At 48.0% G+C, this 14,677-nt stretch carries 11 protein-coding genes and 1 other RNA gene; all 12 read right to left on the bottom strand.

Annotated features, from left to right (window positions below; genetic code table 11):
* Nucleotides 1-335 precede the first annotated feature (335 nt).
* Nucleotides 336-687, bottom strand: a transfer-messenger RNA (tmRNA) gene (gene ssrA, locus PHU49_00925).
* Nucleotides 688-694: 7 nt separating this feature from the next.
* Nucleotides 695-1,141, bottom strand: a complete 447-nt coding sequence (gene smpB, locus PHU49_00920; protein MDD5242552.1) for an SsrA-binding protein SmpB — start codon at nt 1,139-1,141, stop codon at nt 695-697.
* A 224-nt stretch (nt 1,142-1,365) separates the two neighbouring features.
* Nucleotides 1,366-3,495 carry an ATP-binding protein gene (locus PHU49_00915; protein ID MDD5242551.1) on the bottom strand — a complete coding sequence of 710 codons (2,130 nt, stop codon included), beginning with the start codon at nt 3,493-3,495 and terminating at the stop codon, nt 1,366-1,368.
* A gap of 127 nt (nt 3,496-3,622) precedes the next feature.
* Entirely contained in the window at nt 3,623-4,333 is a 711-nt protein-coding gene (gene pgeF, locus PHU49_00910) for a peptidoglycan editing factor PgeF (GenBank protein MDD5242550.1), read from the bottom strand.
* 111 nt (nt 4,334-4,444) lie between these two features.
* Nucleotides 4,445-5,509 carry an RluA family pseudouridine synthase gene (locus PHU49_00905; protein ID MDD5242549.1) on the bottom strand — a complete coding sequence of 355 codons (1,065 nt, stop codon included), beginning with the start codon at nt 5,507-5,509 and terminating at the stop codon, nt 4,445-4,447.
* Nucleotides 5,502-6,896, bottom strand: a complete 1,395-nt coding sequence (selA, locus tag PHU49_00900; GenBank protein MDD5242548.1) for an L-seryl-tRNA(Sec) selenium transferase — start codon at nt 6,894-6,896, stop codon at nt 5,502-5,504. The genes PHU49_00905 and selA overlap by 8 nt, the downstream gene beginning before the upstream one ends.
* A 104-nt stretch (nt 6,897-7,000) precedes the next feature.
* Entirely contained in the window at nt 7,001-8,164 is a 1,164-nt protein-coding gene (locus PHU49_00895; GenBank protein MDD5242547.1) for an MFS transporter, read from the bottom strand.
* Nucleotides 8,165-8,244: 80 nt separating this feature from the next.
* The gene (locus tag PHU49_00890; GenBank protein MDD5242546.1) at nt 8,245-8,886 is read right to left on the bottom strand and encodes an IS4 family transposase; all 642 of its coding nucleotides are present in this window, start codon (nt 8,884-8,886) and stop codon (nt 8,245-8,247) included.
* Between the two features lie 26 nt (nt 8,887-8,912).
* Complete coding sequence (locus tag PHU49_00885; GenBank protein ID MDD5242545.1) at nt 8,913-9,386, bottom strand: DUF4372 domain-containing protein; 474 nt, start codon at nt 9,384-9,386, stop codon at nt 8,913-8,915.
* 266 nt (nt 9,387-9,652) lie between these two features.
* Nucleotides 9,653-10,939 carry a hypothetical protein gene (locus PHU49_00880; GenBank protein ID MDD5242544.1) on the bottom strand — a complete coding sequence of 429 codons (1,287 nt, stop codon included), beginning with the start codon at nt 10,937-10,939 and terminating at the stop codon, nt 9,653-9,655.
* A gap of 232 nt (nt 10,940-11,171) precedes the next feature.
* Nucleotides 11,172-12,617: a UbiD family decarboxylase gene (locus PHU49_00875; protein ID MDD5242543.1), complete on the bottom strand. Its 1,446-nt coding sequence runs from the start codon at nt 12,615-12,617 to the stop codon at nt 11,172-11,174.
* A gap of 178 nt (nt 12,618-12,795) precedes the next feature.
* A complete protein-coding gene (locus tag PHU49_00870) occupies nt 12,796-14,673 on the bottom strand; it encodes a TRAP transporter fused permease subunit (protein MDD5242542.1) in 1,878 nt (625 codons plus the stop codon).
* Nucleotides 14,674-14,677: the final 4 nt, after the last annotated feature.

Genomic DNA, 14,677 nt, shown 5'->3' with positions numbered 1-14,677 from the left:
TTTCACCAGTACAATCCTCTGAAAAACCGTTCTTCGCAAGGTAATCCGCTATATACCGGGCGGCCTCCCTTTCTGTCTTGGACCTGTCAAGAAAGGACTTGTATTCCTCGCAGAATCGGAAGATCTCATGAATATCTTCTTTGGATTTTTGTCTCCAGCCGGATTGTTTTTGCATGTAGACCTATAAGGTTATCAGAATTGCGGGGGTGAGTCAACCGGTGGTGACAACTCAAGGCCCCCATGGGCTCCTAACTCGGCAATAGGCGCGGCGTCGCGGTATCTTGAAAAACTATTTGAATGCCCTCAACCTGTCAACGGAAAGGACCAAGAAGTTATGGTGGAGGCGGCGGGAATCGAACCCGCGTCCAAAGAAGAAGGCAATCAGAGAGACTACATGCTTAGTCAGTGTATTTATCTCGGATGACGAAGCACCCTCTGACAGGTTTTCCATCATCCCAGCCTGCAAGTTTTCGCCTACCTGTACAGGCGTTCAGGGAGACTATCCTGCTTGTATGACACCATTCCGGACTTAAAGCAGAAAGAAAGTCCGGATGATGTAGCCGCGCTAAGCGGCTAGTGCGTACTCGTGAGAGTCTGCAGTTATGTTTAGTTCCGCTTGGGTACGGGTAAGCAGTAACCCGGCATGCCTCTTTGACCCTTACATCCCTGTCGAAACCTGTCGCCCCCATATATTTCACTTCAACCTTCCCTCGCGTTCCGTTAACCTTTTTTCATCTTTTTTCCTGATACTTTCCCTCTTATCGTAGAGGGTCTTGCCTTTTGCAAGCGCGATCTCCATCTTTGCCATGTTGCGTTTATTGAAGTACAGTGACAGCGGCACCAGTGTGAAACCCCTTTCCTTCACCTTTCCTACAAGCCTGTCTATCTCCCTGCCGTGCATGAGAAGTTTCCGTGTCCGTTTCGGGTCATGGTTATAGATGTTCCCGCAGGAGTACGGGCTTATATGGGCATTGACAAGAAAGACCTCACCATCCTTGACTCGTGCATAGCTATCCTTCAGGTTTGCTTTGCCCTCACGGAGCGCCTTGACCTCAGTCCCTGTCAGCACGATACCGGCCTCAAACTTTTCCTCGATGTGGTAATCGTGGTATGCCTTCTTGTTCGCACAAATCACTTTCATGTCAACAGTATAACACAGAAATGCCTTAATTTAAAGGGCACACTTAAGGCACCGACAATACCCAATCACCAATAACCAAACATCAATCACCAATTAATACCCAATAACCAATGACCGAATACCCAAACGGGAAACAATACCGGGAAGTTCTTGTTTGGTTATTGAATTTTGGATATTGGTGATTAATTGGAGCTTGGTTATTGGTGATTGGGTATTTATATGAACTACGTTTCTATGATCGGAAGTTCTATGACGAATCTCGTCCCCCTGGGGGTATTGTCTTCTACCCGGATCTTCCCGTGGTGCTCAAGTATGATCGAATGGACTATCGCCAGGCCAAGACCCTGACCTTCCTTGTCCTTGGTAAAATAGGGGTCAAAGATCTTCTCTTTGTCCTCGTCGGGAACCCCCTTCCCGGTATCGGTGATCTCTATAATACCCGCGCTTTTCTCCTCGGAGTATCTCGTTTGAATGCTGATTGTGCCCTGACTGTTATCGATCGCCTTCACCGAATTGGTGATGAGATTGATGAGCGCCCTCTTGATCCCGTCCCTGTCTACCCTTAAAGGAGGTATCCCTTCGTTCTCATACTGAAAAGTAACATTCTGGTAGAGGTGTCTATAAAGACCGATGGTCTCCTCCACGATAGTATTCAGATCCTCCAACGTCTTTGTCTGTGAGGTGTGGGTCAGTTTGGTAAGCTCGTTCACGATCCCTTTGATATCATCCACGGACCGTATAATAACCGATGTCGTTTCATCGAGGACCTCTTTTTCTTCACCCGTGAACTGCGCCAGCAACTTTCTTCTGATCCTCTCGGCAGAAAGGATGATCGGCGTCAATGGATTTTTGATCTCATGGGTCAGTTTCCTCGCGATCTCCCTCCAGGTGGCAAGCTTTTCCGCCCGCACAATATGGGTGATATCATCAAAGGCGATGATGAATCCTTCGGCCTTCCTCGCTTCATCTTTCAAAACCGTTAACGAAGCCCTGATGTAGGTTACATCCTTCCTGAGGTTGAGCCGCACCTCTTTTGTGATGCTCCCGCTGTCTGCCCTCCTGACCTCTTTCAGAAAGGACTTCATGAGATCTCTGAAATCATCACCGAGGATATCCTTGAGCGGTGTTCCAACCCATTGATCCCTCTCGATGCCCAGTATCGCCCTTGCCGCCCTGTTAAGAAGAAGGATATTCCCCCGTGTGTCCGTAGAGATAATGCCCGTTGCAACATTGTCGAGGATGACCTCTATGTACCTTCGCTTCTCCTCTATCTCATCTTTCGTTATCTGGAGCTCTCTGGCCATGCTGTTAAAGGCCCTCACAAGGGTGCCTATCTCGTCCTTGCCCCGCTCTTCGAGGTTTATGTCAAACTTGCCTTTCGCGATGATCGATGCGCCCTCCTTCATGCGTTCAATGGGGATAGTGATCTCGGCAGCCATCTTTATCCCTACCCACATGGAAAAAAAGATCGTTATCATGGTGATCAGAAACAGCGGGATGATAAAGCTGTACTTGAGGACCTTTTTGTAGGCCCGCGATTCTTTAAATTCCTTGTAGGTTGTGGCAATCTCCTTGATCCGTTGCGTTCCGTGGACCTTGATGGTGTCGCCGACGAACAAAAGCGCGCGCATATTTCCGGAATCATCGAGGACCTTTGTGCCGGTAATGACCAGCTCCCCCTCCTCGATGGGGATGATCTCCCGTATGATATTGCCATGGATCGCCGCCTTGATCTTCTTCGACAGCCGTTCGTCAAAGTCCTCTTTGAGGTTGTCCCTGACCCTGATGATACCTCCTGATACCTTGTGGACAGACAGGTAATCGAGAAAGTACGTCCTGGCGCTCCTGTTGATATATGTGCTCAATGCCGTTTCATCGTTTAGCAGTTTCTTTTTTCTTATCTCCCCTGCCAGTGATGCGCCGATCTTTTCATACCGGTTAAAAATATCTTCATAATGGAATTGTGTGAGGTTAAGGGCATTTTCTATAGTATCTTCTATCTTTTGGCTGAACCATTTATCCATACTGATATAGAAAAAACCGGTGGCAAGGATAAAAAGTGTGAAGGACGGCACGATAGAGATAAAGAGCAGCGTTGAGGTAAGCTTCTGCTTGAGCCCGGATCCCCAGATGCCCCGCTTTTTCTCGATATAGGCCTTGATCACCGTCCTCGTAATCAGGAAGAGGAAGAGGAGGATCAGCAAAAGATTGATGTTCAGAAAAATGATGACAAGTTTGTTCTCCCCGACGGGGAGGAATTTTGTAAAGAAAGGGAGTTGTGTCTCGAGATAGACAAGAAAACCGAGGGTGAGAAATATGAGTAATGTGATAAAAAGTTCTTTTCTGTATTTCATATCAAACCCAGCTCGCAGCTTTCAGCTGACAGCTTACAGCAAGTAAATCAGTGAGCACTATGGAATACTATGGAGTATGCAGTAAAGACCTCCAGTGCCTACTGTATTTTGCTATGGTTATTATACCTTATCCCCTGAGAGAAACAAAGTTTATCTGCCTGCTGCTCCGTTCGCCACGCCTGTATGAGGCAAAGAGCCCATTGCTGCAATACGTGCAAAGGTTGACATCATATATCTTTATTACGCCTTCCTGGCGCAAAAGTTCCCTGTTTGCCTCCCTCATATCAAGGTAGGTAGTACCGCCGGCCTTACGAAAAACTCTGTCCGGGAACCCCTCTTTATTGAATATGTTATATACATCTTCTTTAACCTCGTAACAGCATGAACCGACAGCGGGACCCATAAGGACAACGAGACTTTCTCTTGCTGCGCCGAGTTCTACCATTTTTTGTACTGCCTTCAGGGTTATCTTCCTGGCAGTGCCACGCCAGCCTGCGTGGACTATGCCGGCCATCGGCAACCCAGGAGCAGCAATAATGACGGGGAGACAATCGGCAGTCTTGATAATCCCCGCAACATTTTTTTCAATGATGATGATGCCGTCGCCGTTAACGGCTTTCTCTCCGTCCCGGATTACGTGAATCGTATCGCCGTGTTCCTGATTCATTATAACAAAACGCTGTAATGCAAAGGCATCGAGAAATGTCTTTCCGTCTTTCCCATAAGGTTCAAGCGATGGAGATGCCCTGGTGAAAAAACCGTGTAAAATACCTGTCGTCTCAAGCTCCGGGATGCAGTAATATGACCAGTCGCCTTTATACGCAAGCTCAAAGTTCATGTTGATCCTTTATTGCCGGCTATCAGCAATAAAAATGCAGGTTAAGGTTAAGCATAAAAAACAGGTTAAGATTTTTTACCCTTTTTCTTAACCTTAGCCTTAACCTGATCTTCACTCCCTACTGCCTACTGTTCTTATAAATTCCACCATATCCTCCGGCACCGGCGCTTCAATCGAGACAGGTTCCTTCCTGACGGGGTGTACAAATTCAATTGTGCAGGCATGGAGGAGGGGCCTTCCTGCTAACCTTTTTGCCCTTTTTCCATACAATGCATCGCCGACTATGGGGTGCCCTGAGTACGCGAGGTGTACCCTTATCTGGTGCGTCCTGCCTGTCTTCGGGTATGCCTCGACATAGGCAAACCCGTCCAGCTTTTCCAGTACCTTGAATCCTGTAAGAGATGATCGTCCTTTCTCTTTAAGAACAGCCATCTTTTTCCGCTCCACGGGGTGCCTGCCGATGTTTCCTTCGACGTTCCATTCGTTTTCTTTGGGAATACCCTCAACGATTGCCCTGTAGACCTTCCTGACGCTCCGTTCCTTGAAAAGGCTTGAAAGCATCTCCTGAGTCTTTCTATCTTTCGCAATGATGATGACCCCTGTGGTACCCTTATCGAGCCTGTGGACGATACCGGGACGCATTGCCGAACCTGCCGGTTCGGCGTTCGGTGTTCGGCGTTCGGTGTTCGGCGTGGTCTTGCCTTGCTCGTCCCTCGTCCCTCGTCCCTCTGCCTTCGCTCCACATTCCCCGTCCCTCGTCCCTCTGCCCTCTGCCCTCTGCTCTCCGCTCTCCGCTCTCAGCTCTCCGCTCTCAGCTCTCCGCCCAAGATACGCCAGCACGGCATTCACCAGTGTCCCTTCTTTATGCCCCAGGGAAGGATGGACGACCATGTCGGAAGGCTTGTTAATGGCGAGCATGTACTCATCTTCATAAAGGATATCCAGGGGAATTGCCTGGGCCACAAGTGTCAGAGGTTCTTCCTGGGGTATCTCGCCCTCGATCTCCATAAGACGTTTGACCTTCAGTGAGGGTTTCGGGGATTTCCCGGCAATACGGATATGACCCCCCTCGATCATGTCTTTCACCTTCGTTCTTGTCAGAGAAAGTCTTTCGGAGAGAAGGACATCGAGGCGCGCGCCGTCTTCTTCGCACGTGATGTGGAATGTATTACTCATCCCTGAGGACAGTCTCGATCCCGGAGACGAGGAAAGGTTCGTCGTCTTTGAGGATGGTTCTCATATCAAGGATAAGGCGGTCTCTTTCGATCCTCCCGATAACAGGAACATTGAGGCTGCGCAGTTTGTCTTCGAAGTGCTCGACACTCATTGTCCCCGGTTGAAGCGAGACGGCAAAAGAGGGGATCACTACATCAGGGAGACTTCCGCCGCCGACTTCGGACTGTACGGCAATAACAGACACAGACAGGTCGTCGCACCTTCTCCTGATCACCGCAGCGACCCTCTGCGTCCTCCGTTTGAGTAGTCTGCTGTCCTGGAAGATCATCGAAAGGGTGGGTATTTCCTGTCGCGCAGTCTCCATGTCGAGATAGAGGAGCAACGTGCTTTCCAGCCCTGCGAGGGTGAACCTATCGGGTCTCAAGGCCCTTGTCATGGGATTCTTTCTCATCATATCGATGCACTGCTTCTCCCCGAGGATGATCCCTGCCTGGGGAGCCCCGAGAAGTTTGTCGCCGCTGAAAGAGAGGACATCAAGTCCCTTGAGAAGCTCCTGCTTTACCAACGGCTCATCGAGTCCATCCCCGTCGCCGATGGGGTAGAAAAGCCCGCTCCCCGCATCATAGTACGTGGGGATATTATGCCTTCTGCCAAGGGCCGTGAGTTCTTCCACGCTTACCTCGTGCGTAAAGCCCCTGATCCGGAAATTGCTTGTATGGACCTTCATGAGAAGGCCCGTATCCTCAGTGATGGCACGTTCATAATCTTCAATGTATGTCCTGTTGGTTGTACCTACCTCTCTCAGGATGGCTCCACTCTTTTTCATCACATCAGGGATCCTGAATGAGCCGCCTATTTCAACGAGTTCACCCCTTGAGATGATAACCTCTTTCCCATCCGCAAGTGTATTCAGTGTAAGGAACACAGCGCCGGCATTGTTATTCACGACAAGGGTGCTTTCAGCGCCGGTAAGCCGTCTCAGGACAAAGGTGCAGTGTTCGTGGCGGTCTCCCCGCGCACCCTTCTTCAGGTCATATTCGAGGTTTGTATAGTACGATGCCGCATTCACAATGGCATCGATGGCCTTTTGGGCAAGCAGGGACCTGCCGAGGTTTGTGTGGATGATAACGCCTGTTCCGTTGATGACCCGCTTCAGCCGGGGAGCGGTAATGAGCGCTACCCTCTTCTGCGCGGCGCCGACGATATCACTGACCGGTGGTACAGAAGCTGCCTTTCCTTCCTTGATATTGAGCCTTAGCTCATCAAGGCATTCCCTCAGCGCCTCTTTGGCTATGTCTTCAGAATATTCCCGGACAAGCCTTTTCCAGTCCTTATGTTTCAGGACGTCATCGACCTTCGGAATCTTTCTCAAAAGCTCGTTCGTCATAGCTCATCACCCCTTAACGTATTTGTATCATACCATACGTGCTTTATCAACTGCACTGGAGAATCGTAGATGCGTGGAAGGGTATATGCGTATATGGATGGAAGCTATTCAAGATCTTTCATATGAAAGACCAGCAGGCTGGATAGGGCCACAAATATTCCAAGGATGGTAATGCCCAGCCCGAAGCTGTGCAGGTCTCCTGCGAGACCGAGAAGGTAGGGGATCAGTCCCCCTCCGGAGACCATGCTCAAGGCCAGGATAACGCCTGTAGCCAGGCTTCGCATTTCACGGCTGAAGGTTTTTGCTATCGCTACAAGGAAAACGGGGAAAAAAGCCGTTACGCAAAATGCCTGGAGAAAAAGGACGATCCCTATGAATCCGGCAGAGGCCATCCCCATAAGAACAGTCAGGATACCTGTAATGAGCAGAACAAGGAACATGACTATTCGCAGGTTGAACCTGTCGATCAGAAAACCGCAGGAGATGGCCACACCAATGGCTCCCAGCCTTGATATGCCTAATATCGTATTTGCATAACCGAACCCTAATCCGAGCTCCTTTGCGAGGTATAACGGAGTGATAGAGTAAATGCCCAGGTTCGCTCCCGCGCCAAAAATGCAAAGTATTGCCATAAGCCAGAGGGACCGCATTTTAACAAGATCCCTGAATACTGTCTTCGGGGGATTATTAAGCTTTACCTCGCTGCACATAAATGAGAAAACAAGAGCGGAGGCCAGGAAAATGAATCCAAACACTATAAAGATACCGCGCCATGAAAAGAACCGGAGAAGAAAAAGGACAATAAAAGGGACAGCGAATATGGCTATCGATGCACCGGTATCATGAATAGCGATCACCTTGCCCCAGTTGTTCTCTGAATAATACTCGGTCATCAGCGGAATGACCGAAGGGATATAAAAACCAACGAAAAGACCGATGAAAAAAGCGGAAACATAGAGCAGCCAAAATGTACGAACGAAAGGAATCGCGAAAGAGATCAGACCCAAAAGCAACAGCGAAAAGATAATAGACTTTTTGTAGCCGAAGGTCCCTGAAAAGAACCCTGCGATAATGACCGCAATACTATACCCAATAGACAGAAATAAAAAGATGCCGCTTGCCTGGGCGTGGTTCACAATAAACTCATCCTCCACGATCGGCAAGATCGGCGAGAAGACCATCCGGATATTAAAGTTGATAAACCACAAAAACCAGAGGCACAGGAGAAACAAAAGGGCCTTACCACGCAAGTCAGTGTATTTTGTCATTCCTTCAATCTAACCCAACATCTCTTGCGATTACCACATAACTCCGAATATTTTTTCATTATTTTTACATTACTGTCCGGTTAAAATAAAGCTCCCTGCAGCGTCTCATTTCTCACGGCTGGGAGATGTTCAGGATGCACAGTCAAAATGTCAATAAGACTCTTCCGGTCAAAAAGCATTTCACGGATCATTCTGCTCAGTTGCAGCAGAGAGTACCCATATTTCGTCTGGTATTTGATGTAGGTGAGAAGCAGATAGTAGCACATGGCCACCCATATTTGCGTCAGAACGGCATTCTTACTTGTGCCAAGGAATGATTTGATCTTCAGGTTCTGCTTGATCCATTTGAAGAACAGTTCGATCTGCCACCGGGATTTGTATATCTGCGCTATTGTTGTTGCGGCAAGCCTGAAGTTGTTCGTTAAAAACGTGAGGGTCTTCTGTCTCTCCTCATCATAGAATCTGATGAGCCTCAAATCCCGGGGATATTTGTGTCTGGTAAGCGGTCCTTCCAGGGATATTCGCTCATCGCTTATGACCCTTTTGTCTTTTACCGGATGCTGTCCGGCAACAGCATAATCAATATTCGACTTTGCCCTGGTGACAAACCATATCCTCTTCATGTTCAACGAATACAGCCATGTGTAATCGATATACGCCTTATCGACGGAGACGATGCTGTCCGGCAACAAAAGGAACGGGGTCTCCCGTGCCGCTGTCACCTCATGCCGCTTACCGTCGGTAACGGTCAGAAAGGACGGAAGGGCCCCGAGTGGTCATAGAGGCAATGCATCTTTACCGCACCCTTGGTTTTCCTGAACCTTGCCCAGGGAAATACCGACAGACACAGATCGATGACGGTTGCGTCGATCGTATAGAGGGGATTCCTGAACCGGAATCTGTGTTTCGGGGTGAGGTCCCGGGATCGTATAAGAAGATGATAAAACATGTCCTCGAATATCCGGTAATCCCTTTTCGCGTTGGCATCGGAGAGTGTGCTTCTGTGTATCCCGCTTAAGCCCAGATGATAGAGGCGGTCTGACTTACCGGCAAGTCCCGTCTCGATGTCCCGCAGGCTGTCCTTATGTGTAATCTGGGAATAAAGAACAGTGATATACTGCTGCCATGCCGTAAAGGTCTTCACGTAACGGTTACCTCTATAGCGCTCTGTGGTCCTTTCAAATTGATATCTCGGACAAAGCTTTAACAACTCTGCAAATATTGTATACTCTGTTCATGGTCTGTTCCTCCTTGAAGGATTTGGGTTTCGTTGCCTTTATATCCGACAAGTACAAAGAACAGGCCATACTTTTATAAAGTTTTACCGGACACTACTGAGGTGGTATATTATATTTTTGGATGCTGACACAAAATACTTGACGTTACCGTTTTAGCATCATTGATTAGATACAACGGAAAAAGGCTCTTTTTAAAAACATATGTAGAGGTTCCATCACGATGTGATGGAACCTCTCGACTTTCAGTCATTCAGAAGAAATACCACGCTGCTACACGGCCGACATCAAGAGAGCCACTCGCTCCGCCGCTGCCTGCAGCCTGAGCCCTAGCATAAGCTGTGTTAATATGCGTATATTCTACACCAAACCTGATTGCCTGATTGACATCATACATCAGGTTTACAACGTAGTGCTGAACCGATCTTGGATAATTTGAGTTCATATACGTTGCGTCGTTCCTGATTGTACTGCTTAAGTTCCACTGGCTAGTACCGTATACAGCACTCGCATAAATACTGTCTGTAAAGTAGTAGGTCAACTCTGCCCATCCTGCTGAATTTGTCGCATTCGCTGCATCAAAGTCTGTTGCAGTGATTGAAGCTCGTCTTACGTATGCATCCCAGACATCTGAAGGATACCTTTCTGTACTTGACCCTTGTCCGATTACTATTGTGCCGGTAAAGGCGAGTGAACCAGCCTTGTTGCCTTTTTTCTCGGGAATAACCGGTATAAAGCCTTTAAATGCAAGCCCCCATGTGTTTGCATCATCATCATACCATTGTGTGCCTGCTACACCTGAACGCCTTGCAATCTTGTCTCTACCTATGAATCCGCCAAAAGCCAATGTCAATGGCCTAGGACCGATCTTGCCGTAGGTATCGGTTTTATAGACTAATTCACTTTCAACAAACGGCAGATCGTTTAATCTCTGTGTATTTGAAGCCGCAGGGATACCGGTGGGCGCCCTGGAGCCGCCTGCTAAGTTCGATTTATACTGAGAAACTATACCGTAGGATAACGACCAGTTTTTTGTAAACTTCGTTGTAAACATAATCTGTGGAACCCTGTTGGTTTTTGCCATTGCGAGCTCAGATATTCCAAGCACGTTATACGTGGTCATCCCTTTCCATTTCGTTGAAGCCTGACCGATGAGAAGGGATGTCTTTGCCCAATCAAATTTCAACCAGGCATGCCTCAACCTGAAGCCTTCATATGCACCAGACTGTCTGAAATCGCCCTCAATGAAGGCCGATGTCTTTGCTCCCCATGCGTTAGGGCCTTTAATGGCGAAATTAAGCCTTGTTTCACCGGATGCCATAAAGGAGTTGCCATACTCATCAACTACGTTCTTGTTGCCGGTGATGCTTTCCGGTGATGCATAAAGGTAATCACCGTTGACCCCTTGGCTTGCCCAGCCGCCATCAAACTTTACGAAACCACCAATGCTTATATCCCATCTACTTGCCACAGTACCTGCATAGCTAAAAACAGGCGGTGCAAGGAACAATATAAGCATAACAATTAATAATTTTCTCATTCCTACCTCCTTTTTAATATGTAGTTAAAGAATACATACTTATAAACGATTATTTCACCTCCTTTCACCTCCTGTTTTGGTTCAATAATCCACCGCATTAGGTTTAAAAACTCCCGGAATTTAAACCAATTATAAATCTATCTTATCTTCACAGCATATTTCTCATGTTCCTGAAGTGCTGCTGGCACAGCTAGTCGGTAAGCCTAGCCTCTTCTTACTCTGCCCTTCTTTGTCAAATCTGTTTCCACCTTCCGCCGAAGAGATCTTTGTACTTGTTCAAGACCTCTGTTCTTGTCTCGGCAGTTGCCATATCCACTTTTGGAAATTCATCTCTCCATTCCCATGGTCTCACCGCATATATAATAGCTCTTGATGTCGTCAGGTTCTCGGACGGTTTCCTAATCGTTGGGTCTGTTTCTGTGCTCCACGTAACTTTTATGAGATCCGTTTCATGAGGCCTTGACCTTGTACAGATTGCCCACATCACATCTTCCATGTCATAGATGTCTATATCATCATCAACGATAATCGTGTATCTTCCCTGCATAGCTCCAGCCCTTGTACCGGTAGCAACAAGGCCTGCCTGGGTAGCATGACCAGCATATCGCTGCTCTATGGCTACAATTATCAGATGCCTGGAACCGCCAACCTGAGGAACCCACACCCCTTTAACACCGGGTACATTGGCACTTAACATCTCGCTGTATAGAAGTGCGGAGCGCAACACAGACCTAAGAAATGCCTGGTCAGCCCATATTGCCTTTGCAGGCGGGCAACCGGTGAGGATTGGATTGTTTCTGTAATAGAGCACCTCCGGCTTAAGAAACGGCCGGTCTACCACACCACCCGCATAATAACCAGGCCACTCGCCGAAAGGTCCTTCGGGCATCGTCTGCCCCGGATAAAGAAAACCCTCGACAGCGACTTCGGCGCCAGCAGGAATAGGAAGTCCCGTTACCTTGCCTTTCACTACCGGCACCGGCTTGTTTCTTATGGCACCAATGTAATTAAGCTCAGAGATTTTTTCCGGGATCTCCTGTGAAGAAATGACAAAGGTTGTGGGGTCTGAGCCATATACCATAACGATAGGACAGGGTTCTCCCTTCTCGAAGTATTTTTCATAATGGAGTCTGCCGTGATGGCCCGGCGAGATAAATATACTCACCGTATTCTTGTTAAGAAGCTGTGACCGATACGTGCCCAGGTTCACAAGGCCCGTTTCGCGGTCTCTGGTAATAATATTGTCCGCTGTACCTATGTAAGGGCCTCCATCAAAATCATGCCATTTCGGAACCGGGAAGATACTCAGGTCAATTTCATCGCCGGTTTTCACATTTTCTAGGATGGGTGCATCCTTCACTTCGACCGGATCGAACTGAACTGATTTCTCATTCCACTCTGCAACTTTTTTTGTCAGCACTTCAATAGTTTGTTTGATCGAATAATCTAAAGGTAATCCGAGGGCTAGATTGAATGTCCTGATATTTTGCATCATGTTTGCCGCCATCCTGAAGCCGGGCTTGTAACCCTTGACGTTATCAAAAATAACGGCCTGTGCCTCATTGCGAGATGTTATCTGGCTCACAGGTCCAAAATCGTCCGTATCAGCACCATTGATAACGACAAGCTCGTTTATCTTGTTAACTTCTTTCATCCACTCACGCAAATCCTCAAACATTTTTTACCTCCTTGGTTTTTTAGTGAAATCCGTTGAAATGGTCATGCTCATGGCCGCAGCTTATATCGAGATATTTCATTTCTTCATCTCCCGACATTTGTCTCTTTGCTATATATAAAAATCCATTGGTTGTAACCTATTAAAGTCTCTTCCATGGTTCTATTATGGCGCCCTTTCCCTATGCCTTTACAGCCTCGATCCGACGCCTTTTTTCCACTACCCCTTGCCAGATGAAAATAATGCAGGCACCTGATAGTCCCACAATAAGGGCCAAATGGTTTTGCCAAAAGAGGTAGACAAGTAAGGTAGCAACGGAGATCCCTGAGATGACCATTTCTATTAGGCTAAGCCTCTGTAGTAAGAAGTTGTTTAATAACGCAACAGCAAGAATGTAGGTAATCACGACAACCGTAAAGGCCAAAGTCACGCTCCCTAAAGTGGTGCCCGGCACAAGCAATAGTTCCGGCCTATAGACGAAGATAAAGGGAATGCTAAGACCCACTATCCCAATCTTGACCCCCTGCCAGCCAGCACCCCAGAAATCTGCCTCTGCAACCTTGGCCGCAACGATAGTTGCCAGTGCAACCGGCGGAGTGATGGCAGAGAAAACCGCATAGTAGAGCATGAACATATGGGAAGCCTCTTTTTCGACACCTAAGTTTTCAAGAATGGGAACAGCTACGATGACGAGGATGATGTAGACAGCCATACCCGGCATGCCACAGCCCAAGATTATACCCACAATGGCAGCCCAGACAAGCGAGATGAAGAGATTGCCGAATGAAAGAGCTTCGATGATGTCGGGCAGCCTCATGGCGAGTTGTGTTACCTGAAGGGCGGAGGCGAGCATTCCGATACAGGCACAGGCAACGCCAATCCGAGCTGCCATCATGGCGCCATCCTTACAGGCACTGATGAATTTCTTCACTGTGGGTCTTGTCTTCTTTTGGATAAAGCTGACTAAGATTAAAACTATTGAGGTCCATAACACCGCATATATGGCGCTGATACCCGATATTAGAAATATTGTGAGCAAACAGATGGGCAAGAGGAAGGTTGGAGAGTATATCGCAAGGTTATGCCAATTTACCCCTTCGGACGATGGTTTCAGGCGTAGTTTCTTCCCGGTCACTTGAGCACTGAAAAGGAGTAGAAGGTAATAAAGGACGGCCGGTATAATAGCGATGTAACAGATGTGTGCGTACGCGATACCCATGACGCCTGCCATGATAAAGGCAGTTGCACCCATGACAGGTGGCATGACGGTACCCCCTGTGGCTGCGCACGCCTCGAACCCCGCAGCCTCTTCCGGTGACCTCCCATCGGCCTTCATGGAGGGTATGGTAAACGTGCCCGTGACAGCGACATTGGCCGCCGGGGTTCCGGTGATCATACCAAGCAAACCGCTGCTTACTACACAATTCAGGGCGGAGCCCCCGACAAACCGTCGCGCCACAATCTTTCCCACCTCGTTAAAAAAGATATGGGCGCCTGTTATGATGAGAAAGGAACCGAAGATGATAAAGGGAAATATCTCCTTGGCGGAGACATCAAGGAGTACATCGAAGATACCCCGGAAACCTATTACTAAATAACTAATAATCTTCGAGGAACTTAGTTCCGGTCCCTGAAGCGATCCCGGCATGTATGGGGCAACAAACATGTACACAATGCCAACTAGGCTGAGAATTGGCAGAACCCAGCCGAAGGACATCCAAGTTGTCGAGAGCACGGCTGCAATGAGAAGCCAACCCACCACCTCATCAAGGGGTATAGGGTGGCCTGCCCTGATTTCGAGATCCTCATAATTAATCCAGACATAGATGATACAGATTGCTGCGACGATGAGTGTCGGGAGTTGAAGTATGTTAGGCTTCTTTTTCCCTTTAGGTAGGGCAAGGCAGACGAGAATGAGGACCAGCCCGAGATGGATGATCTGGTGCTGCGTGGGTCCGAACATGGTGAACGCAATATAGGCAAAGTGGTATAAAACAGCCATTACCGCTATGGCTATAATAATGATATCTCGTTTCGTATATAGTTCTGCTGTCTTCATTTCT

The organism is Syntrophorhabdaceae bacterium (assembly GCA_028713955.1).
GTDB lineage: Bacteria > Desulfobacterota > Syntrophorhabdia > Syntrophorhabdales > Syntrophorhabdaceae > UBA5609.
The sequence above is the reverse complement of the archived record's forward strand: the minus strand, read 5'-3'. Positions and strand labels throughout refer to the sequence as shown.